The sequence below is a fragment of the Egibacteraceae bacterium genome, from assembly GCA_035540635.1.
Classification (GTDB): Bacteria; Actinomycetota; Nitriliruptoria; order Euzebyales; family Egibacteraceae; genus DATLGH01.
On sequence record DATLGH010000003.1, the window covers coordinates 16977 to 37484 of the forward strand.

At 72.9% G+C, this 20508-nt stretch carries 21 protein-coding genes and 4 tRNA genes; 12 read left to right on the forward strand and 13 right to left on the reverse strand.

All coding sequences use genetic code 11. The features are described from left to right. Positions 1-466: 466 nt before the first annotated feature. Positions 467-1735 carry a hypothetical protein gene (locus tag VM324_00330; GenBank protein ID HVL97728.1) on the reverse strand — a complete coding sequence of 423 codons (1269 nt, stop codon included), beginning with the start codon at positions 1733-1735 and terminating at the stop codon, positions 467-469. A 212-nt stretch (positions 1736-1947) separates the two neighbouring features. On the opposite strand from VM324_00330, the gene VM324_00335 reads away from it, so the two are divergent. Continuing rightward, positions 1948-2262 carry a hypothetical protein gene (locus VM324_00335; GenBank protein ID HVL97729.1) on the forward strand — a complete coding sequence of 105 codons (315 nt, stop codon included), beginning with the start codon at positions 1948-1950 and terminating at the stop codon, positions 2260-2262. Here the strand turns inward: VM324_00335 and VM324_00340 are convergent. The 6 genes from VM324_00340 to VM324_00365 form a co-directional block, all read right to left on the reverse strand. Beyond that, entirely contained in the window at positions 2247-2441 is a 195-nt protein-coding gene (locus tag VM324_00340; protein ID HVL97730.1) for a DUF5989 family protein, read from the reverse strand. The two genes, VM324_00335 and VM324_00340, sit on opposite strands and share 16 nt — an antisense overlap. Positions 2442-2453: 12 nt before the next feature. Beyond that, the gene (locus tag VM324_00345; GenBank protein ID HVL97731.1) at positions 2454-2864 is read right to left on the reverse strand and encodes an SxtJ family membrane protein; all 411 of its coding nucleotides are present in this window, start codon (positions 2862-2864) and stop codon (positions 2454-2456) included. 7 nt (positions 2865-2871) lie between these two features. Beyond that, positions 2872-4695, reverse strand: coding sequence for a carbamoyltransferase (locus tag VM324_00350; protein HVL97732.1), 1824 nt, complete (start codon positions 4693-4695; stop codon positions 2872-2874). Then, complete coding sequence (locus VM324_00355) at positions 4692-6020, reverse strand: SGNH/GDSL hydrolase family protein (GenBank protein ID HVL97733.1); 1329 nt, start codon at positions 6018-6020, stop codon at positions 4692-4694. The genes VM324_00350 and VM324_00355 overlap by 4 nt, the downstream gene beginning before the upstream one ends. 256 nt (positions 6021-6276) lie before the next feature. Further along, positions 6277-7098, reverse strand: a complete 822-nt coding sequence (gene otsB, locus VM324_00360) for a trehalose-phosphatase (protein HVL97734.1) — start codon at positions 7096-7098, stop codon at positions 6277-6279. Positions 7099-7107: 9 nt separating this feature from the next. Next, positions 7108-8253 (reverse strand): site-2 protease family protein, encoded by a 1146-nt coding sequence (locus tag VM324_00365; protein HVL97735.1) that lies wholly within the window; start codon positions 8251-8253, stop codon positions 7108-7110. A 193-nt stretch (positions 8254-8446) separates the two neighbouring features. Here VM324_00365 and VM324_00370 point away from each other — a divergent pair, with 193 nt between their 5' ends. Next, positions 8447-8770 carry a MerR family transcriptional regulator gene (locus tag VM324_00370; protein ID HVL97736.1) on the forward strand — a complete coding sequence of 108 codons (324 nt, stop codon included), beginning with the start codon at positions 8447-8449 and terminating at the stop codon, positions 8768-8770. A 147-nt stretch (positions 8771-8917) separates the two neighbouring features. Here VM324_00370 and VM324_00375 read toward each other — a convergent pair whose 3' ends face one another. After that, positions 8918-9358: an Hsp20/alpha crystallin family protein gene (locus VM324_00375; GenBank protein HVL97737.1), complete on the reverse strand. Its 441-nt coding sequence runs from the start codon at positions 9356-9358 to the stop codon at positions 8918-8920. Between the two features lie 238 nt (positions 9359-9596). Between VM324_00375 and ftsH the strand changes: the two genes are divergently transcribed. The 10 genes from ftsH (at position 9597) to VM324_00425 (ending at position 16550) form a co-directional block, all read left to right on the forward strand. Further along, positions 9597-11543 (forward strand): ATP-dependent zinc metalloprotease FtsH, encoded by a 1947-nt coding sequence (gene ftsH / locus VM324_00380; GenBank protein ID HVL97738.1) that lies wholly within the window; start codon positions 9597-9599, stop codon positions 11541-11543. Then, positions 11540-13906, forward strand: a complete 2367-nt coding sequence (locus VM324_00385; GenBank protein ID HVL97739.1) for a lysylphosphatidylglycerol synthase domain-containing protein — start codon at positions 11540-11542, stop codon at positions 13904-13906. Before ftsH ends, VM324_00385 begins: the two co-directional genes overlap by 4 nt. An 81-nt stretch (positions 13907-13987) precedes the next feature. Continuing rightward, complete coding sequence (locus VM324_00390; GenBank protein ID HVL97740.1) at positions 13988-14167, forward strand: hypothetical protein; 180 nt, start codon at positions 13988-13990, stop codon at positions 14165-14167. A gap of 93 nt (positions 14168-14260) precedes the next feature. After that, positions 14261-14602: a hypothetical protein gene (locus VM324_00395; protein ID HVL97741.1), complete on the forward strand. Its 342-nt coding sequence runs from the start codon at positions 14261-14263 to the stop codon at positions 14600-14602. Between the two features lie 259 nt (positions 14603-14861). Then, positions 14862-14934, forward strand: a tRNA-Arg gene (locus VM324_00400). Between the two features lie 47 nt (positions 14935-14981). Further along, positions 14982-15055: transfer RNA gene (locus VM324_00405), tRNA-His, on the forward strand. Positions 15056-15107: 52 nt separating this feature from the next. Continuing rightward, positions 15108-15182 (forward strand) — tRNA-Lys (locus tag VM324_00410). Positions 15183-15335: 153 nt separating this feature from the next. Then, a tRNA-Leu gene (locus VM324_00415) sits at positions 15336-15416 on the forward strand. Positions 15417-15506: 90 nt separating this feature from the next. Next, positions 15507-16076, forward strand: a complete 570-nt coding sequence (locus VM324_00420) for a hypothetical protein (GenBank protein ID HVL97742.1) — start codon at positions 15507-15509, stop codon at positions 16074-16076. 108 nt (positions 16077-16184) lie between these two features. After that, on the forward strand, positions 16185-16550 hold the full coding sequence (locus tag VM324_00425; GenBank protein ID HVL97743.1) for a hypothetical protein: 366 nt from the start codon (positions 16185-16187) through the stop codon (positions 16548-16550). 13 nt (positions 16551-16563) lie between these two features. Here the strand turns inward: VM324_00425 and rdgB are convergent, their stop codons facing one another. Genes rdgB through VM324_00450 form a run of 5 tightly spaced genes read right to left on the reverse strand, consistent with a single transcriptional unit; the run spans position 16564 to position 20500 of the window. Beyond that, positions 16564-17178 (reverse strand): RdgB/HAM1 family non-canonical purine NTP pyrophosphatase, encoded by a 615-nt coding sequence (gene rdgB, locus VM324_00430; protein HVL97744.1) that lies wholly within the window; start codon positions 17176-17178, stop codon positions 16564-16566. Continuing rightward, entirely contained in the window at positions 17175-17894 is a 720-nt protein-coding gene (gene rph / locus VM324_00435; protein HVL97745.1) for a ribonuclease PH, read from the reverse strand. The genes rdgB and rph overlap by 4 nt, the downstream gene beginning before the upstream one ends. Further along, on the reverse strand, positions 17894-18679 hold the full coding sequence (locus VM324_00440; GenBank protein ID HVL97746.1) for an MBL fold metallo-hydrolase: 786 nt from the start codon (positions 18677-18679) through the stop codon (positions 17894-17896). Before VM324_00440 ends, rph begins: the two co-directional genes overlap by 1 nt. Further along, a complete protein-coding gene (gene murI, locus VM324_00445; protein ID HVL97747.1) occupies positions 18667-19509 on the reverse strand; it encodes a glutamate racemase in 843 nt (280 codons plus the stop codon). Before murI ends, VM324_00440 begins: the two co-directional genes overlap by 13 nt. Before the next feature lie 49 nt (positions 19510-19558). After that, complete coding sequence (locus VM324_00450; GenBank protein HVL97748.1) at positions 19559-20500, reverse strand: cysteine synthase family protein; 942 nt, start codon at positions 20498-20500, stop codon at positions 19559-19561. Positions 20501-20508: the final 8 nt, after the last annotated feature.

Below are 20508 nucleotides of genomic sequence, written 5' to 3' on the forward strand. Positions count from 1 at the left end.
CTCCTGCCGAGGGGGTGCACCGCACTGCTCGCGGTGACCGCCGGCCGCAAAAGAGGACCCATCCCAGCCCTGCCCGTGCGGGCCCCCATGGTGGCCGGCCATGGGATAACCGCCTCGCCCCGGTGGTGCAAGCGGCGGTCGTAACCCTCGGGGAGCCGCCGGTATCGGTTGCCACCATCGAGGCCCGAGGCGGCTCCCGCTGATCCTCATGACCGGCGAGCGCGAGTCGAGGTCAGCGACGGCGATGGCACCACCCGCGCCCTAAACTGTCAGCGAGGTCTGGCCCCGCCTCCTCGAAGCCGAAGGCAGTCGGTCACCCGCGTGATCGGTGACCTCCGGGAACGCTGGCTCGTGTCCACCGCCTACCGGCGCATCATCCTCGATGACACGGAGGGATTGCAGCAGTTCACCGGACCATCGTTGCCGGCACCGCCTCCCTGACGCGGTTCGCCGAACCCCGGTCCGCTCACACCAGTGACCGAGCGTTGGCGCGCGCCCGTTTGGCGAACAGGCTCGCTGCCGCCCCCATCACCTTCCCGGCGTCACCGGTCGCCATGAGCGCGACGAAGGCGTCCTTCTTCTCCGACGACGTGCCTGTCCGCAGATCCGAGACGATCTCCTTGGTGACTCCACGGTTGGCCTTGATGGTGATGGTGCTCTTCGGCGAGCGTATCCATTCCCCGAGCGTCCTCAGCAGCGTGTGGTCGTTCAGTGACGACACCATCAGGTCCAGCATGTCCGCACTGTTTCGATAGGTCTCCAGGAAACCGACGAAGGCCTCCTTCGTCCCCACGGCGGGGAACTCACTGGTGTCGAGGAACTGGCCCAGAGCGATGGCGTTCTTGGGGTCGGGCATCTGGAAGGGCCCCCAGGGGGTTGCCTTGATCACCTGCGGGTTCGTCGGGCGTTTCAGCGACATTGTCCGCGCGGGAGCCCCGGCCGGCAGCCCCATCGCCGTGTTCGCCGCCGTGTTGGCCGCCGTGATCACGACGTTGCTCTGCCCGCCGCCGATGTCATTGCCCGCGGCATCGAGCTTGTTCCAAGTCATGGTGATGGAGTCGGCCGGACCGCTCGCCGGGTGGTTGACGTCCGCCCGGTAGTAGATGTAGTGGCCATCGGCGACGGCCTCCTTCATCTTGCCCTCTACCTGCGTCTCCATGAGGGTGTTCGCGGTCCCCGGGAACGCGAAGAGGTTCTGCTGCTCACCGGGTCCCCCGAGCTGGTCGTTGACGATGTGCGCAGCGACATGCCCGTGCGGCACCCAGCCCCGGATGTTGCCGGCAATGATGTTGTTCTGCGCTGCCGTGGGGCTGCTCGGCTGGCTCCCGTACGGATGGTCCGGCCCTATGACACCTTGAACACCGGCGCCCTCGGGGTTCATCGTCCCCGATGGGTGCGCTCCCGGCGTACGGAGGGGCAGGTACGTCAGCTTCGTGTGCCACAGCGCGTTGTTGACCTTTGACCCGAAGCCGCCAAGCGTGTTCGCGCCGATCGCCGCGCGCACCGTCGTGTCCGGCCGGGGCGCTGCGGCGCCGAAGAACAACGCGGGGTTGATCGACGTGCGCTGGACGGTGCGGTTGCCCAGGACGGTCGCCACAGCGCGGTTGCCTGCCGCGCGCTGGAGGCGCAGGACGAGGTCGAAGGCCCCGCCGCCCGACGTCGACGTCGGCGGCCGCTCTGTCCTGCCCCTGCCCTGCTCGACCCGACGCCGATCGCCGCTGACCTTCTCCCGCACGGGTGGCTCCCTCCATGAGCACGGCGGTGAGCGCCTGCGTCCCGGCCCTTCGTGGAAACCTCCGGGCGTGTGCCAGCGTTCGCGCGGCCCACGGCCGCGTCTGCGTCCAACAGGCAGCCCTTCGAGCCGAAAAGCGTGCCCCATCGGGCGCTGCGGGGCGGTGAGCCGTCGGCGAGGGGCACGTCGCCGGCCGCGTCTACGCGGTGGAGACGGTGCCGGAGCTCGTCGTCATCGAGGTGGAGAACCAGGCGAACGACGACTTCGCAGCACTGCGCGCTGTCGACCTTTCGCCGAGGCCGACGTGGTCGACGTCCTCGAAGGGGTGGCGCGCCGACAAGCGCCAGGCTGGGGACCCGGCGGGCCTCGCGCAGGGCACTTTCGGCTTGCCCCTGCCGGGCAGCGCGACGCTACAGTTCACCACCGCGATGGCGGGACGCTCGCCCCGGCGGCGCCGGCCCATGCTGCCGGTCCCCCGGCTGCGACGCGCGCCACCGCTCTCTGCCGTGCGCACTCAGAACAGCGTGTAGATGAAGGACCCCGCGGCAGTCGTCGTGAGCACGAGCAGGGCGCCCACGAGGAGGAGGATGAGCAGCACCGGCGTGAGCCACCACTTGCGGTTGGCGCGCGCGAACCGCCAGAACTCGCCGAGGAAGGACGCCTGCCGCTCAGTCGCGGCGTCGTCCAGCCGCTGTTCACGGTCACTCATCGAGAAGCCTCCTCAGTACTGGCGGAAGTAGCTCGCCACATCCGGCTCACGGTCACGGGATACCCAGTACGTGCGGGCGGCGGGGTCCCACCGTCGCTGAAGGGGATCGATGCGCAGGACCCGCATGAGCAACGCGATCGGAGCCATCACGATGAGGTGGACGGCGGACAGGATCACGTGCGTCATGAGCCAGCCGAGCGGATACGTGCCCCGCATCCACCCCATGTAGATCGGCCGGCGCCATGCGGGCACGGCGACGAACGCGAGCGTGGCGACCCCACCGACCACCCAGACCCCCCGCCCCGCCCCGGGCAACCCGCTGAACCTCGTCACGAGGCCGCCGAGGACTGCCGTGAAGACGGGCAGGAGGGCGCCGAAGACGACGAAGTCGCGGCGGGTGGGCTCCTTCACGATCGCGTGCATGACGGTCCTAGTCCGGGGTGAACTGGGCGAGGTAGTCCTCCCGGCGCACCGTTGCTCCGGCCTGCTCCTCCTTGCGCAGCAGGCAGTCCTCCACGACGAGGACGTCCATGTCGGTGGCCATGAAACAGCGGTACGCCTCCGCCGGGGTGCAGACGATCGGCTCGCCGCGGACGTTGAACGACGTGTTGATGAGCACGGGGCATCCGGTGCGCTCGTGGAAGGCCTCGAGCAGCCGGTGGTAGCGCCCGAAGCGCTCGTCGACCGTCTGCAGGCGTGCGGAGTAGTCGACGTGGGTGACCGCGGGGATCTCCGAGCGCGGGACGCGGAGCATGTCGAGGCCCCGCTCGTGCCCGCTGACCGGCAGCCGGCGCGACGCGCTGACGGGGGCCACGAGGAGCATGTACGGGCTGTCGACCCCGCCCGGAAGGTCGAACCACTCCCCCGCCTGATCGGCGAGCACGGACGGGGCGAACGGGCGGAAGGACTCGCGGAACTTGATCTTGACATTCATGAGGGACTGCATCTGCGGGTTGCGGGGGTCGCCGAGGATGCTCCGCGACCCGAGCGCGCGCGGACCGTACTCCATCCGGCCCTGGAACCATCCGACGACGTTGCCGTCGGCGAGGAGTGCCGCGACCTGGGCGCACAGGGACTCCTCCTCGCCGACGATGTGGTATGCGGCACCCGCCCCGCCGAGGGCGGCGCGGACATCGGCGGGCGGGAACGCGGGGCCGAGCAGCGATCCCTCCTGGGCGTCGGGCTGCTGCGCGACCCTGGGCTTGTCGCACAGCTGGTGCCAGATGAGCAGCGCGACGCCGAGCGCCCCGCCGGCGTCGCCCGCGGCGGGCTGGACCCACAGGCGCTGGAAGGGAGTCTGCTCGAGGATGCGGCTGTTGCCCACGCAGTTGAGTGCCACACCGCCGGCCATGCAGAGGTCGGTGAGGCCGGTGCGCTGGTGGAGGTGGTGCGCGCAGCGGACCATGACCTCCTCGGTGACCGCCTGGATCGACGCGGCGAGGTCCATGTGGCGCTGCGTGAGCTCCGCCTCGGGCTTGCGCGGCGGACCACCGAGCAGCGCGTGGAACCGCGGTCCGGTCATCGTCAACCCGTGGCCGTAGGAGAAGTAGCGCATGTCGAGACGGAACGACCCGTCCTCCTTGAGGTCGATCAGGCGGTCGCGGATCACGTCGGCGTAGATCGGCTCCCCGTAGGGGGCGAGGCCCATGAGCTTGTACTCGCCGGAGTTGACCTTGAAGCCGCAGTAGGCGGTGAACGCCGAGTAGAGCAGGCCGAGCGAGTGGGGGAAGCGCAGTTCGGCGTCGAGGGTGATCTGGTTGCCGCGACCCACGCCGAGAGTCGTCGTCGCCCACTCCCCCACGCCGTCGAGCGTGAGGATGGCCGCCTCGTCGAACGGCGAGGGGAAGAACGCGCTGGCGGCGTGCGACTCGTGATGCTCCGCGAAGATGAACCGTCGCCGGTAGTCCCCGCCGAGACCCTGGCGGAGCTCCCGGGCCAGGTGGAGCTTCTGCTTCAGCCACAACGGCGCCGCCTGGAGGAAGGACGCCAGTCCGGCGGGCGCGTAGGAGAGGTAGCTCTCGAGCAGACGGTCGAACTTCGCGAAGGGCTTGTCGTAGAAGCCGACGTAGTCGAGGTCGGCCGGTGTGGTCCCGGACTCGCGCAGGCAGTAGTCGATGGCGTGCTGCGGGAAGCCGTAGTCGTGCTTGCGCCGGGTGAACCGCTCCTCCTGCGCCGCGGCCACGATCCGCCCGTCGACCACGACCGCCGCAGCCGCGTCGTGGTAGTAGGCGGACACGCCGAGGATCGCCGTCATGGCAGGTCCAGCCGGTCGGCGAGCAGCGCGGCAACCCGGTCGTGACCCGCGGGGTTCAGGTGGCCGTCGTTCGCGAAGCGAAAGGCCGTCTGGTCCGCGCCGATCGCGTCGTCGACGAGCACCACGGCGATGCCGTCCCGGGCGAACGCCGGCCCGTCGAGCGCGGCGAGGTCGGCGGCGTTGCCGAGGAGCACGAACGAGGCCCCGTCTTCCCGCACCCCCCGGGCGAGCGTACGGATCAGCGCCGACGTGAGCCGGTGCGCCGAGTCGAGCGGGGGGCTCACCTGCGGTTGCGCCGTCTCGCCGGGCGGCGGAGGGGCCGGCGGGGCGGCGTCGTCCGACGGCCCCTCCACCGACGGCCCGCCCTCTTCGGGAGGCGGCGGGATGTAGGTCTCCTGCCGGTCGCTCGTCCCGAGCCGGTTGAGCTGCCAGATGAGCCGGGGGTTGGTCTGCAGCCGGGCGGTCACGAAGGACAGGACCGCGGAGTGGTCGGTGAGGCGCGTCTGCACCAAGCACAGCGTCCGCGCCCGCATCCCGTCGACGCGTTGGACCTTGTAGGACTCGTCGAGCCGGTAGAGCGAGCAGAACGGGTAGTCCGGCACTGGGGCGCCGACGAGGTCGAGCGACCCGTCGTCGGCGAGCGCGAACGCCGGCTTGCCGAAGGGCCGGCGCATCCGGTGCAACGTCGTGTCGTCCTCCGGGTCGTTCGCGCTGGCGTGGAAGACCACGACGTCAGGGCGCAGGCGGCGCAGGCGCTCGGTGTAGAGCAGGTACGCCTGGTCGGTGCCGTACCCGCGCACCCCACCGTTCACGACCTCGACGGCGCGTCCGGCGCGTTCGGTCAGGCGTCCGGCGGCCAGCCCGGCGTAGCTCTGCGCCTCGTCGACCTCGAATGCGGCCGCCTGGGAGTCGCCGAGCACGAGGACGCGTCCGCCCGGTGGGGGGCGCCCGGCGACCTCGGAGCCTCGCAGTCCCAGGGAGTTGATCCGCACGTCCGCGCGGAAGGCGACGGGGAACGGGCGGGGGCCCACGTAGGTGCCGGCGGCGCCCGGCTCGAGGGACCAGCCGAGCAGGGGGTCGCGCTGCCAGAAGATCTCCGGCTTCGAGTAGACGGCGTAGATCGGCTCGTAGCCGGCGATCCGGAAACCTGCCTCGAGCACGGCGACGCACAAGGCGCTGGCGAGCACGACCACGAGCAGCCGGTACAGCCAGGGGTGGCGGAACCCCGCGGGGGGCGCATCCCCGGGCGTGCCGGGAGCCGACGCAACCTCCTCGCCGTCGTCGACCGGGCTCCCCGGGGGGCCGTCGGGCCGAGCCGTCCTCATGAGACTCCTGTTCGGCGAGGCTGCCGAGGGTGCGTGTTCGGGGAGGCGGCGCGGGACGCCGTGTGGCGATTCTGCCACCGGTAGAGGGGCGCTTCCAGGCAGCAGGCGTACCCCGCTGGCTGCGCTGCCGCCGGACTTGCTCGCGTCGTCGGGGAACCCGCCGTTGTCCACCGCCTGCCGGACGTGCTCCGGCTCGGTGGCGGGGAGACTCAGGTGGTACGGGCGGCCACTCGGTCGAGGGCCCGGCGCGTGCGCGTCACCCGCGGGCGAGGGACGCGTCGTCCCGACGCGCGAGAGCGCGCAGCAGCGCGCACACCTGGGCGGGGCTCGCGAGGGCGTACCGGGCGGCGGTGGCACGCTCGTCGTCCTCGCCCCGCACGACGATGCCGATGCCGCGCCCGGCGAGCGCGGCGAACGCGTCCTCGTCGGTGACGTCGTCGCCGACGTAGACGGGGACGACGTCGGCTCGGTCCAGGCCCAGGCTGGCGAGCAGCCAGAGCAACGCTCTGCCCTTGTCCCAGTCCACCGCGGGTCGCAGCTCGAAGATCTTCTTGCCTCCCGTCTTGCGCAGGGCGCCGGAGGCGCTGGCCGCGGCCCGGTCCACAGCGCGCTCGATCGCTCCGAGGTCCTCGGGGCGGGCGCGGCGGAAGTGCACCGCTACGGCGAAGCGCTTGCGCTCGACGGTGGCGCCGGGTACCCCGGCGAGGGTGCCCTCGAGGTCCGCCTGAGCGCGGTCGAGTGCCGGCAGTGACTCGGGCGCCAGCTCGTGGCGCCCCCCGTCCGGCCTGACGATGTCGAAACCGTGGCTGCCGGCGTAGCCGATGCCGTCGACCGCGACCATGGAGCGCACGTCGGCGAGGTCGCGGCCGCTCACGATCGCCACCGGCACCGCTGCCGCGAGGTCACGCACGGCCGCTCGGGTGTCCTCGGGAAGCGTCGCGTTGCGGGGGTCCTCGACGATCGGGGTCAGGGTGCCGTCGTAGTCGAGGAACACCGCCGGTGTCCGGCCCGCGAGGCTGGCCGCGAGCCGGCCTGACTCTTCGACCGCCGGTGGCAGATCGCGGATCCTTGTCGTCACGGTGTCGGGTCACATCCGGGCGGTCCGCTGGGGGCTGCGCAGCTCGGCGACCTCCAGCAAGCGCGCGACGTCGGTCGGTGAGACGATGCCGACCACCCGGCCGTCCTCCACCACGAGCGCCCGTCCGTCGGCGCCCGCGGACATGCGCGGCAACAAATCGGCGAGGGGTTCGTCGGGCCGGGCGAGCGGGATGTCGTCCACCGGACACGCGATATCGCCGGTCGTCGTCGTGACGCGCTCCTGCCAGGGCACCTGCTTCACGCGGTTCAACGTCACGAGACCGGCAGCCCGTCCGTCCGCCTCCATGAGCGGGAACGCGGTGAAGTGGTGGTGGAAGAGGTAGCGGTCGATGAACTCCTGCACGCTCAGCGACCCGGGGACCGCGACCGGATCCGGCGACATGACGTCGCCCACACGGATGTCGCCCAGGGTCCCCCTCATCCGGGCGTGCTCCTCCTCCGCCGACGCGGCGTTGACGAGGAACCAGCCGATCAGCACGAGCCAGAGCCCGCCGAGGCCAGCGCCGGCGACGAACTCGAGCAGCCCGAGGGCGATGAGCACGAAGCCGAACGTCCGGCCCGCCCGGGAGGCGGTGATCGCCGACCCCACCCGGTCCCCCCTGCGGTGCCACAGGTAGGCGCGCAGGATGCGTCCGCCGTCGAGCGGTGCGGCCGGGACGAGGTTGAACACCGCGAGGATGACGTTGATGACGGCGAGCCACCCGAGGACCCCGACGACGAGGCCCGGCGCCCCGGCCCCGCTCGCAGCCGTCGTGAGGAGGAAGAACAGGCCTCCGAGTCCGATGCTCACGAGCGGTCCGACGCCGGCGATGCGGAACTCCGCCCCGGGGTCGGCCGCCTCCCCGCCGAGCCGGGCCACGCCGCCGAACAGCCAGAGCGTGATGCCGTCCACCTCGAGGCCATTGCGGATGGCGACGAGCGCGTGCGCGATCTCGTGGGCGAGGAGCGAGCCGAGGAAGACGACCGCCGCGACGAGCCCGGCCACGACGTAGGCGGCGGTCGTCTCGTCGGGGAACTGCGCGGGGAACCGCCCGGCGGCGAGCCCGAACGCGATGAGGAAGAAGATGACGAGGACGCTCCAGTTGATCCCGACGCGGACGCCTGCGATCTCGCCGATCCGGAGACTCTCGTTCACTGGCGGCTCTCCTGTCGTGCAGCTCAGCACCCGCGTACGAGTCGCTCGGGTGTGCGAGCCGAGTACCCGGCCCCAGCACCGCACAACCCTGTGCACCACGCATTCTCGACGTGTCAGGCGCGCGCTCCTCGGGCAGTATGTTCCTACCTCCGCACAACGAAGTTCTTTGCGGACGAAATGGGAGGTTCGCTCGATGCCTGAGGTGGCTGACTGGCAGCAGCGCCTGGAGGACGAGGAGGAGCCGGTCTACCCCATCGGCGTGGTCGCGGACCTGCTCAACGTGAGCGTGCAGGTCGTGCGTCGCTACGACGAGGAGGACATGGTCGCCCCGGACCGGTCGCAGGGGGGCCAGCGCCGCTATTCCCGGCGGGACATCGCCCGCCTCGCCCACATCCTCCAGCTGTCCGAGGAGGGCATCTCGACGGCGGGCATACGGCGGATCCTCGCCCTGGAGAGCGAGCTCGCGTCCGCCCGTGAGGCGCAGGCCAACGGTCGCAAGCGAGCCCGGTCGGACTAGCGCGCCGCCTGCGACCACTGCGCCGGGCCGGTCACCGACACCGCCTGGACGGCGAAGCGAAGCCACCCGGGCCCAGGGCGAAACCCTGGAGGGTCCGGGTGGCTCGGAAGCGGGGCGCGCGCGGCGCGAGCGCACCGGTCGGTTGGGTCAGCTCGCGGTCCCGGCCTCGACGGCCTGACGCTCGCCGTCGCCCGTGCCGATCTGGACCTTGTGCGGCTTTGCCTGCTCGGCCACGGGGATGACGACCCGGAGCACACCATCGTCGTAGGTCGCGGAGATGTGCTCGGCGTCGAGGCCCTGGCCCAGGAACAGCTGCCGGGTCACGGTGCCCTGCGGGCGCTCGGCGATGATGACGTCGGCACCGTCGCCATAGCGGGCGGCCCGCTCGGCCGAGACCTGCAGGACGTTGCGCTCCACCGTCACGTCGATCGAGTCGCGGTCGACGCCAGGGAGGTCGAACTCGGCGACGAACTCGTCGTCACGGCGGTAGGCGTCCATGGCGAGATAGCTGGACCGGGTGCCGCCCCAGTTCTGGCGGAGCAGCTGGTCGACTTCACGGAACGGGTCGAAGCGCATGAGCATAACCATCACCTCCCGACGGTCGTTGTCGTGGTCTTGTGCCCCGCACTGTACCCGATTTTCCAGGTAATATGCCTGTCGGTACATAGGTTGTCTCTCGATCTGCCGTGCCATCTGCGCGAATGGACGGTAGGTTTCATATGGCTTCCAGCGGAGGAACACTGCTTGCGGTGTGCGCGAGCGCGCCAGACTGCGCGGGCCTGCGCCGAGCGCAGGCTGAGGGATACGAGGGAGGAGGAAGGGCCGGATGAGAAGGGAGCACCACCTGCGCGGTGACCGGCACGCGACCTCGCCGGCCGCGTCGGGGCCGTCGGCGGACAAGCCGACAGGTCCAGCGCCGCCCCCGCCGCCCGCCTGGCGCGACTGGCTGTTGCCCGTCGGGATGCTGCTCAGCCTGCTCCTGCTTTTCCGCCCCATGGTGGAGGAGCCGGCCACCGAGCTGTCCTACAGCGAGTTCCTTGCCGCGGTGGACGCGGGTGAGGTCGCCCACGTGACGATCGGCGCCGAGGGGCAGACCGAGGGCGAGCTCGCCGACAGTACGGCGTTCACCACGGCGATCCCGGTGCAGCTGAGCGGCGATGCGCTGCTCGCACGGCTGGAGCAGCAGGGGGTGGACGTCGAGGCCGTGCCGCCGCGCATGACGCTCGGAGGGGTCCTGTTCGCCTTCGCCCCGTTCCTGCTGCTGCTCGCGGTCTTCCTCTACCTCGGCCGCCGTGCCAGCGGCCAGTTCGCCGGCTTGACGGGGATCGGCGCGTCCAGGGCCAAGGTGTTCGACAGCGACCGCCCGAAGACGACCTTCGCCGATGTCGCCGGCTATGAGGGCGTGAAGCGCGAGGTCGCCGAGGTCGTCGACTTCCTCCGCGAGCCCGACCGCTTCCGGCGTGCGGGCGCCATCGCGCCGCGGGGCATCCTCATGGCGGGTCCGCCCGGCACCGGCAAGACGCTGCTCGCGCGGGCCGTCGCCGGGGAGGCGCACGTGCCGTTCCTGTCCGTCACCGGGTCGAGCTTCGTCGAGATGTTCGTCGGCGTCGGTGCCGCCCGCGTCCGCGACCTGTTCGCCGAAGCGCGCAAGCGCGCCCCGGCGATCATCTTCGTCGACGAGATCGACGCCATCGGCCAGCGCCGCAGCGGTGGCGGCGCGATGGTGTCGAACGACGAGCGCGAGCAGACGCTCAACCAGCTCCTTGCAGAGATGGACGGCTTCGACCCGGCGGAAGGCATCGTGGTCCTCGCGGCCACCAACCGGCCGGAGTCGCTCGATCCGGCGCTTCTCCGACCGGGCCGGTTCGACCGGCGGGTGACCGTGCCGCTGCCCACGCAGGTCGAGCGGCGCGCGATCCTCGGCGTACACTGCCGGGGCAAGCGCCTCGCCGACGACGTCGACCTCGACGTCATCGCGCGGGGCACGCCGGGTTTCTCCGGCGCCGACCTCGCCAACCTCGTGAACGAGGCCGCGATCTTCGCGGTGCGCGCGGGCCGCGAGCGCATCACCGCTCAGGACTTCGACGACGCCCGCGACCGGATCATCATCGGCCGCCGCGAGGGATCCAACGTCCTGCTGCCCGACGAGAAGCGGGCGGTCGCGGTGCACGAGGCGGGCCACGCGCTCGTCGCGGCGCTCTGCCCGCACGCCGACCCCGTCGCGAAGGTAACGATCCTTCCCGCCGGTGAGGCGCTCGGGGTGACCCACCAGCTGCCCGTCGACGAGCGCCATCTCTACAGCGAGAGCTACCTGCACGACTCGCTGGCCGTCCGACTCGGCGGCCGAGCCGCGGAGCTCCTGGTCCTCGGGGAAGGGTCGACCGGAGCGGCGAACGACCTTGCCGGAGCCACGCAGCTCGCGACGCGCATGGTCCGGGAGTTCGGCCTGTCTCCAGCGCTTGGACCCGTCGGCTACGGCGAGCAGGGGCCGATGTACCTCGGCGGCCAGGAGGTCCGTCATCGGTCGTGGGCCGAGGAGACCCAGCGGGTGATCGACACGGAGGTCGCCCGCCTGCTCCGGGGCGCCGAGCAGCGTGCCCTCGAGCTGCTCCAGGCCCACCGGGCCGAGCTCGACGAGCTCACCGCCCTGCTGCTCGACCACGAGACGGTCGACGGTGACACGGTCTACGCGGTCGTCCGCCGGCACGAGTCCGGGTCGCGTGAGCCGACCACGGCCCCGCCGTCGGCTGCACCTGCCCCCGCGGGGGCATGAGCGCCGACCGCGCCGGCCGCGCGGGGCAGCCGCCGGTGCAGCGGCACCCCGGCGACGTGCTGCGTCTGACCCTCGGCAGCGTGGTGTTCACGGTCGTCACCCTCATGGCCGTGCGCGGCGGCGTCGGTCGCCTCGAGGCCGCGGTCTTCCGGCTCGTCAACGACCTGCCCGCAGCGCTCGGCCCCCCGCTCGGGGCGATCATGCAGGCCGGGTCGCTCGCCGCGGTGCCCGTGAGCGCCGCCGCGGCGCTCGCCGCACGTCGGCAGCGGCTGGCGACAGATCTCGCGGTGGGCGGCGTGGCGGCCTGGCTCCTCGGGAAGGGTGCGAAGGCGCTCGTGCGCCGGGAGCGGCCCGACGACCTCGTCGGGGAGGTCCTCATCCGGGGAGCCGAGCAGACCGGTCTCGGGTTCCCGTCAGGTCACGCAACGGTCGCCGCGGCGCTCGCCGCCGTCGCGGGCCCCCACCTCAGCCGACCCGCACGCCGCGCGGCATGGGGCGTCGTCGGTACCGTCGCGCTCGCTCGCGTGTTCGTCGGCGCGCACCTGCCCCTCGACATCGTCGGTGGGACCGCACTCGGATGGACGATCGGGGCGGCGGTGCACCTCACCCGCGGGGCACCCGCACGCCGGCCCGGCGTCGTCGACGTCATGACCGCGCTCACCGCCTTCGGCCTGCGCCCCGTCGACGTCCGCCCCGTGCACGCCGACGCCCGGGGCTCGACGCCGTTCGTGGCCGCCACCGAGGACCGGCGGGACCTGTTCGTCAAGGTCGTCGGGCGAACGCAGCGCGACGCCGACCTGCTGTTCAAGCTCTACCGTTTCCTCGCCTTCCGCGACGTCCACGACGAGGCGCCGTTCGCCACCCCGAAACAGCAGGTGGAGCACGAGGCGTACGTGGCACTCCTCGCCGCGCGCAGCGGAGCCAACGTGCCCGGAGTGCTGCTCGCCGCGACGGCACCCGACCGGTCGGGCGTGCTCGTCACCGAGCGGGTCCACGCCCGCGGCCTCGACGAGCTCGACCCCGCCGAGATCGACGAGGGCCTGCTCGACCGCACCTGGAACGAGGTGGCACGGCTGCACGCGAGCCGCATCGCCCACCGCGACCTGCGCCCCGGCAACATCCTGGTCGACGACGAGGGTCGTCCCTGGCTGGTCGACTTCGGGTTCGCGGCCGGGGCGGCGAGCCTCCCTCAGCTCGCGGGCGACGTCGCCGAGCTCCTGGCGGCCACCGCGGCCCGCGTCGGTGCGGCGCGTGCGGTGCGTCCCGCCGCGGAGGCCCTCGGCCCCGACCGGCTGCGCGACGCGGTGCCGCTGCTCCAGCCCCTCGCCCTCTCGAGCGTCACCCGCGCCGAGGTGCGCCGCTGCCCCGGGCTGCTCGACGACCTCCGGACCGAGATCGCCCACCGCACCGGCGACCCCGTGCCGGTGCCCCAGCCGCTCACCCGCCTCAGGGTCAGCCGGCGCACCGTTGCCGTCCTCGCACTGGCCGCCCTCACCGTCCACGTGGTGCTGCCGCACGTCGCCCAGCTCACCGACACCCTGCGGGCGCTCGCCGGCGTGCGGTGGGTCTGGCTGGCCGGCACGCTGGCGGCCACGGCCGCGAGCTTCGCCGCCGCGGCGGGTGCGCTCGCCGCGGCGTGCGGGCGACCGCTCCCGTTCGGCCCCACGGTCGCGGCCCAGCTCGCCGCCCCCCTCCCCGCGCGTCTCGCTCCCGCGGGGGTCGGTCGCGCCGAGCTGAACCAGCGCTACCTCGAGCGCAACGGCCTCGCGCCTGCCGACGCCGCCCGCGCGGTCGGACTCGCGACGGCAGCCGGCTTCGCCGTGCACGCCGCCGCGACCGCCGTCTCCGTGCCTGCGGCGCTCGCCGCGGGCCCGCGGGCGGCCACACCGCCACGGGGCTGGCCGCTGCTGCTCGCCGTCGCGGCTGGCGCCGCACTCGCGGGACTGCTCCTGCGCAGCCCCGCCGCCACCCGCGTGGTCGCCCAGGCCCGTGGCGCCCTCCACCCCCTCGCGGAGATGGCGCGCCACCCCCGGCGCATCCTGCCGCTCGTCGCCTGGACCGCCGGGGTGACCCTCGCCTCCGTCGCGGGCTTCGCGGCGGCCCTCGCGGCGTTCGGCCTCGTCCTCCCCGCCGCCTCGGTCGTCGCCGTCTCCCTCGTCGGCACCGCCGCCGGCGCGGTGAGCCGCATCCCCGGCGGGGTCGGGGTGACCGAAGCCGTGCTCATCGGGGGTCTGCTGCTCGCCGGCGCACCGGCCGCCCCGGCGACCGCGGCGGTCCTGGCCTACCGGCTCCTCGCGTTCTGGCTGCCGACCGTGCCCGCCGTCTTCGTGTACCGCACGCTGCGCGAACGCGGCTCGGTGTGAGGAGGCCGCCACGGGGAGGCGGTAGCATGCGCTTCTGCACGCACGCACCACCTCACCACCACACCGCACAGGGGAGCTGCCGTGGACCGCGACAAGCTACGCTCCATCCTCGACAACCTCGACGAGGAGGAGCTCCTGGAGCTGCGGGCGACTGTCGAACAGACCCCGGACGGCTCCCAGCAGGAGATCGAGGGCATGACCGCGACGAAGGAGGAGGCGCTGCTCCTCATCAATCAGGCGATGGTGATGGACAACTCGTAGATTTCGCCCCGCCGGTGTGTGCCGCGGGGCACAGTCGGGCACAACCGCAAGGGCGATGCGCTCACCGATGACCAGCACGCCAGAGCCCCGCCGATGATCGCGCTCAGCCCCGGGGCGGCACGCGACATCGCCAACCTCCTCGCGATGCTCGCCGACCTGCCCTCGACGCCGGAACCGGTCGCCGAGGAGGCCCGCCGGCGCGCCGCGGACCTCGAGGAGCGCCTGCCGGTCCCCCACCGGGGGCGGGCCGCGGAGATGCCGGAGGTCGAGGTGGTGCCGGCCACCGCGATCGCCGGGCTGCTCGACCTGCTCGCGGAGATGCCCTCGACCCCCGAACCGGTGGCCGACGACGCCCGCCGTCACGCCGCCGAGATCTGGGAGACCCTGCCCCCCGCGGACGACGACGAGTACCTGCCCGACCGCAGGGACGGCTGACCCCTCGAGGCGGCGCTGGTGGTGGTCGGGCGCGAGCGTGGCAGCGCGCAGCGGGGGTCGCCGGGCGCACCTGGGCCGTTCGCGAGCCCGGCGTTCGTGCCCGTGCGACCCCCGGCTGGCTCCCGCTGCGCCCGCTCGCGCGGATCGTCGGCATCTCACGTTGTTCGTGTCCCTCGCTCGCGGCGCACCGTCACCGGCGCCGCGCCTGAGGCACCCGACATGGACCGCCCATGGCCCACCTCGCTACCCTTGGCGCGAAGCGCCCGTAGCTCAGTGGACAGAGCAGCGGACTTCTAATCCGAAGGTCGGAGGTTCGAACCCTCCCGGGCGCGCGGGTAGGCCGGTATACTTGCGAGTCGCCGCCGGTCGGCGGCCCATGGTGGCCGTAGCTCAGCAGGTTAGAGCGCCGCGTTGTGGTCGCGGAGGTCGCGGGTTCGATCCCCGTCGGTCACCCTCCGCATTGCACCAGACCCCCGGCGGGCTAGACTTTCAGCCTGCCAGGCCCGCCTCCGTAGCTCAGTCTGGTTAGAGCAACCGGCTCTTAACCGGTGTGTCGAAGGTTCGAATCCTTCCGGGGGCACGAGGGCGTCCTCCGCTGGTCTCCCGCGTGATCGTGACCTCGGCAGGCCGGTATTGGGGTGTGCGGCCGGCTCGTGGCAGGGTCGCCGAGCAGGGCAGCCTGCTCTGAGCACGCCGGCCGGGCGGCGTGTGCCGGTGACTATGCTGGACCCGCGCGCGAGTGGTGAAACGGCAGACACGCCAGCTTTAGGTGCTGGTCCCTTCGGGGGTGGGGGTTCGAGTCCCCCCTCGCGCACCGGGATGGGGGAGGGCCCGGGCGCCTTGGCCCTCCGGCCAGTAGGAGAACCGTGGTACCCGTCGAAAAGCCGTGCCACCATGGGCACCTATGGCGTTCTTCACATCCCGCCGCCTCGTCGCGTACGCGCCGGTCGCGGCCTTCGCGCTCACGAGCGCGCTGCTGTTCCTCGGCCTCGTCGGCGTCTTCGTCACCGCGGGGCTCGTCATGGCGACATCGGCGGATGACGTCGCCCCCTTCATGGCCGCCGTGACCCAGATCGGCTTCGCGCTGCTCGCGGCCTTCACGAGCTGCGCGCTCGGCGGCTTCGGGGGGCTCGTCATGGCCGGGCAGAGCCGGGCCGGTGTCGACCCGGACGGCCGGTTCCGTGTCCAGTCCTGGCCGCCCGGGCGGGTCCGCACGATCGACCTCGCGGGTCTCGAGCGCGTCGTCAGCCGCCGAGGTCCCCTGCGGCGCAAGGGCCTGCTCGCGCCGATCCGCCACTCCACCACCCTGTCACTCCGCGACCACACCGGGGCGACGGCGGAGTGGAACCCCGCGTTCTGGCGGGGCAGCGAGCCGGTCGCCGCGGCGCTGCGGGAAGCGGTCCTCGCCACCGGCGCCACCGTCGACCATGGCGCCGCACAGGTTCTCGACCACCCACCGTTCGGGTCGCGCTAGGGGCTCGCCGGAGAACCCGGCTTCTTTTCGGCCGTCCAGCGCATGACCACGCCGAGCCGGGGGTAGCCGGAAGGGCGTACCCCTGACGACGAGTGATCGATTGTGCGCATGAACGCCAAGACCCTGCTCCTGCTCATCGCGGTGCTCGCCCTCGGGGCGACCGCCTGCGAGACCGACGCCACACCGGCCCAGCCGGTGGTGGACCTGCCGGACATCGCGACGGTGGAGCGCGCCCCCGCGCCGACCGTCGACCTCGCGCCCGCCAAGGTCCCGCACGTCGCTCCCGTGGTGCCGGTCGCACCGGCCCCGGTCGTGCCCGCGCCGGTCGCCCAGCCGCGTGCGAGCGCACCGCCACCCGCGCCCGTGCCCTCCGCCGACGCCTTCAACGCCGAGGCGGCCCCCGCACCCGCGCCCTCCGGGGCCCACAGCGGCGGCGTGACCGGGCTCGTCGAGCGCGTCGCTCCGCTGCCCTAGACCTCGTCCGCCCTCACGCGCGCGTGGCGGGGGGAGGGTGGCCGATGAGCGCCTCCACCGCCCCGCGCAAGGCCCTGAACGCCCGCCCCCGGTGGGAGATGGCGTCCTTGTCCTGCGCCGGCATCTCCGCCGTCGTACGCGTCTCGCCGAGCGGTACGAAGACCGGGTCGTAGCCGAAGCCGCCCACGCCCCGGGGAACCTCGGTGAGGGTGCCCTCGACCACCCCTTCGGCGGTCCACTCGCGCCCGTCGGGGGCGGCCAGGGCGGCGACGCAGACGAACCGGGCCCGCCGGTTGCCCACGCCGCGCATGCGCTCGAGCACGAGCCGGAGGTTCGCGTCGTCGTCGCCGTGCCGCCCCGCGTAGCGGGCCGAGTGCACGCCGGGATCGCCGCCGAGCGCGTCGACGACGAGGCCCGAGTCGTCGGCCACGCTCGGCAGGCCGCTCGCGGTCGCCGCCGAGCGTGCCTTGGCGCGCGCGTTCGCGGTGAACGTCGTGGCCGTCTCCTCGACCTCGGGCAGGCCCACGTCGTCGGCGTCGAGCAGCTCGACCGGCAGATCGGCGAGGATGCGTCGCAGCTCTGCGGCCTTGCCGAGGTTGCGGGTGGCGACGACGAGCCTCGTCGTCACACCGTCCCCGCCGCACCGCGCTGCACTGCCGCAAGCTCCGCGCAGCCCTTTGCCGCGAGGTCGAGCATGCCGTCCATCTCGTCGCGGGAGAACGGGGCTCCTTCCGCGGTTCCCTGCACCTCGACGAACCGGCCGTCGCCCGCCATGACGACGTTCATGTCGGTGCCCGCGCGGACGTCCTCCGCGTAGCACAGGTCGAGCAACAGCTCCCCGTCGACGACCCCGACGCTGACCGCCGAGACCGGCTGGAGGCCGGGAGAGCGGGGGATGTCGCCTCGCGCCACCATCGCGTCGATCGCGAGCGCCAGCGCCACCCAGCCGCCGGTGATGGCCGCCGTCCGCGTCCCACCGTCGGCCTGGAGGACGTCGCAGTCCACGATGAGGCTGTGCTCGCCGAGCGCAGCGAGGTCGACCGCCGCGCGCAGGCTCCGACCGATGAGCCGCTGGATCTCGTGGGTCCGTCCCCCGATCCGCCCGCGGGTGGCGTCGCGCTCCGTGCGCTCGTCGGTGGCGCGCGGCAGCATCGCGTACTCCGCGGTGACCCATCCCCGGCCCGAGCCCCGCATCCAGCGCGGCACGCCCTCCTCGACGGACGCCGCGCAGAGCACGCGGGTCCGCCCGAAGCTCACGAGCGCTGAGCCTTCGGCGAACTCCTGGACGCCGAGATCGATGGTCACCGGGCGCAGCGCGTCGTTGGCGCGACCGTCGCCGCGCATCAGCCGCTGCCCCGAGGTTGCGGATGGCCGTCGGTCAACGGGTGCTCCTCCAGGTCACGGGCGACAAGAATCGTCCCGTCGTAGACGGCGGCGGCCTCCGCGGCAACCTCGTCACGGTCGATGGTCGGGTAGACGTGCGTGAGCACGAGCGACGCGGCGCCCGCAGCAGCCGCGTGCGCACCGGCCTGTTTCCCGGTCATGTGCACCCCCGCCGGGTGGGGACCGTCGCGGTCGAGCCAGGTCGCGTCGCAGAGGAAGAGGTCGGCGTCGCGCGCGCAGTCCACGAGCGCGGGCGTCGGGCCGCTGTCGCCGCTGTAGGCGAGCACCCGCCCACCGGCCTCGACGCGGGGCGCGAGCGTCTCGACGGGGTGGTCGGCGGCGTGCAGGCGCACGGTGAGCGGCCCGAGGTCGAGCGTCTCGCCGGCGGCCGACTCGGTGAACCGGCAGACGCCACGGAACTCCTCGTCCGAACCGAGCAGCCGGCCGATGAAGCCGGCGGCGCCCACCGGGGCGTAGACCGGCAGCGGCAGGGGCCCGTCGCGATGGAACCGGCGTGCGTAGTAGAGCCCGTAGAGGTCGACGAAGTGGTCGGGATGCAGGTGGGACACGAGCAGCGCGTCGATGTCGGCGACGTCGAAGCGCTGCTGGAGGTTCGCGAGCGAGCCGTTGCCGCAGTCGAGCAGCAGCCGGTAGCCCTCGTGCTCGACGAGGTAGGAGGCGCACGCGCGCGCGGGCCCGGGGTGGGTCCCCGACGAGCCGAGGACCGTGAGGGTCAGCGGCCGCACGGGCCCTCCCACCCGAGCGCGACGACGTCGGCGGGGCGCAGCCGGGGGCCGAGGAAGCGCGTGGCCAACCGCGCGAACGCGTCACGGTCGCCGCTGGAGACGAACCGGTGGCCGCCGGTGCCCGGCGGGGCGAGCCACCCGCGTGTGACGAGGTCGCTGAAAACCCGACGAGCGGTCTCCTCGGCGCTCGAGACGAGCACGACGCCCGGCCCGAGCAGGTGGGCGAGGACCCCGGTGAGCAGCGGGTAGTGCGTGCACCCGAGGACGAGGGTGTCGACGTCGCCGGCCACGAGCGGAGCGAGGTAGTCCGCAGCCACCGCGAGCACCTCCGGGTCGGTCGTCCGCCCACCCTCGACGAGCTCGACGAAGCGCGGGCAGGCCTGGCTGAGCAGCTTGACGTCCGGGGCTCGCTCGGCGACGGCGCGGTCGTAGGCGCAGGAGGCAATCGTCCCCTCCGTGCCGATGACCCCGACGCGCCCGTTGCGGGTCGCCCGGACGGCGGCGGCGACCGCGGGCGCGATGACGCCGACGACGGGAACGGGGAACGCCGTCGCGCCGGTCTCCACGGCCGCCGCGGTCGCCGTGTTGCAGGCGGCGACCGCGAGCTTCACGTCGGCACGGGCCAGCCAGCCGACGGCCTCGGTGGTGAAGGTCCGCACCTCGTCGAGGGCACGGGGGCCGTAGGGGCCGCGTGCGGTGTCGCCGAAGTAGACGATGCGCTCGTCGGGCAGCAGGTCCATGAGCGCCCGGGCGACCGTGAGCCCGCCGACGCCGGAGTCGAACACCCCGATGGGACGCGGGTCGCCACGGTCAGGGGGCGCGATGGACATGGAGGGCAGTCTACGGGCGAGGGGCGGCGTCGACGCGGAGGGCCCGGCGCTACGCCCAGAGCGTGTTCTCGAGCCGCTCGGCGATCGTGCCGACGTCGCCGGGGTCGTACGCGCCGGTTGACAGGTACTTCCAGCCGCCGTCGGGGGACAGCACGACGACCTTCGCACCCTCCGGCAACCGCTTCGGGCTGCACATCCGCCGCGCGACGTGGAGCGCGGCGCCCGTCGAGGGGCCGGCGAAGATCCCCTCGGTGGCGACCAGCTCGCGGGTCATGGCGAGGGCGTCGTAGGAGTTGACCTTCAAGCGCCCGTCGAGCACCGACTCGTCGAAGACCGGTGGGATGAAGCCCTCGTCGAGGTTGCGCAGCCCGTAGACGAGGTCCCCGTACTCGGGCTCCGCGGCGATGACGAGCGCGTCGGGGTTGTGCTCCTTCAGGCGGCGGCCGACGCCGGTGAGCGTCCCGCCCGTGCCGAGGCCGGCCACGAAGGCGGCCACGTCGGGCACGTCCCGGACGATCTCCGGGCCGGTCGTCTCGTAGTGGGCGAGGGGGTTGGCGGGGTTGCCGTACTGGAACGGCATGAACACGTCGGGGTCGTCGGCGGCCATCTCCCCGGCGACGCGCACGGCACCGTTGGACCCTTCGCTCGCGGGGCTGAAGACGATGTCGACGCCGTACATCGCGAGCAGCGTCCGTCGCTCCTCCGAGGTGTTCTCCGGCATGACGCAGGTGAGCTTGTAGCCCTTCGGCGCGCAGAGCGCCGCCAGGGCGATGCCGGTGTTGCCGCTCGTCGGCTCGAGGATCCGCGTGCCCGGCTGCAGGCCCACCCGCTCGGCCTCGTCGAGCAGGTACTTCGCGACGCGGTCCTTCACCGAGCCGGTCGGGTTGTGGCCCTCGAGCTTCAGGTAGAGCTCGTAGCCCGGCGGCGACAGCGCCGGCAGCCCGACGAGCGGGGTGTTGCCGACGGCCTCGCTCACGTCGCGGGTGCGCATCGGCGCGG

Excerpts from the sequence above, each read along its gene's own strand:
- VM324_00340 (HVL97730.1), bottom strand. The coding sequence starts at position 2,441 with ATGAGTGACCGTGAACAGCGGCTGGACGACGCCGCGACTGAGCGGCAG.
- VM324_00345 (HVL97731.1), bottom strand. The coding sequence starts at position 2,864 with ATGCACGCGATCGTGAAGGAGCCCACCCGCCGCGACTTCGTCGTCTTC.
- VM324_00350 (HVL97732.1), bottom strand. The coding sequence starts at position 4,695 with ATGACGGCGATCCTCGGCGTGTCCGCCTACTACCACGACGCGGCTGCG.
- VM324_00355 (HVL97733.1), bottom strand. The coding sequence starts at position 6,020 with ATGAGGACGGCTCGGCCCGACGGCCCCCCGGGGAGCCCGGTCGACGAC.
- VM324_00370 (HVL97736.1), top strand. The coding sequence starts at position 8,447 with ATGCCTGAGGTGGCTGACTGGCAGCAGCGCCTGGAGGACGAGGAGGAG.
- VM324_00375 (HVL97737.1), bottom strand. The coding sequence starts at position 9,358 with ATGGTTATGCTCATGCGCTTCGACCCGTTCCGTGAAGTCGACCAGCTG.
- ftsH (HVL97738.1), top strand. The coding sequence starts at position 9,597 with ATGAGAAGGGAGCACCACCTGCGCGGTGACCGGCACGCGACCTCGCCG.
- VM324_00385 (HVL97739.1), top strand. The coding sequence starts at position 11,540 with ATGAGCGCCGACCGCGCCGGCCGCGCGGGGCAGCCGCCGGTGCAGCGG.
- VM324_00395 (HVL97741.1), top strand. The coding sequence starts at position 14,261 with ATGATCGCGCTCAGCCCCGGGGCGGCACGCGACATCGCCAACCTCCTC.
- VM324_00420 (HVL97742.1), top strand. The coding sequence starts at position 15,507 with ATGGCGTTCTTCACATCCCGCCGCCTCGTCGCGTACGCGCCGGTCGCG.
- VM324_00425 (HVL97743.1), top strand. The coding sequence starts at position 16,185 with ATGAACGCCAAGACCCTGCTCCTGCTCATCGCGGTGCTCGCCCTCGGG.
- rph (HVL97745.1), bottom strand. The coding sequence starts at position 17,894 with ATGCGCGGCGACGGTCGCGCCAACGACGCGCTGCGCCCGGTGACCATC.
- murI (HVL97747.1), bottom strand. The coding sequence starts at position 19,509 with ATGTCCATCGCGCCCCCTGACCGTGGCGACCCGCGTCCCATCGGGGTG.
- VM324_00450 (HVL97748.1), bottom strand. The coding sequence starts at position 20,500 with ATGCGCACCCGCGACGTGAGCGAGGCCGTCGGCAACACCCCGCTCGTC.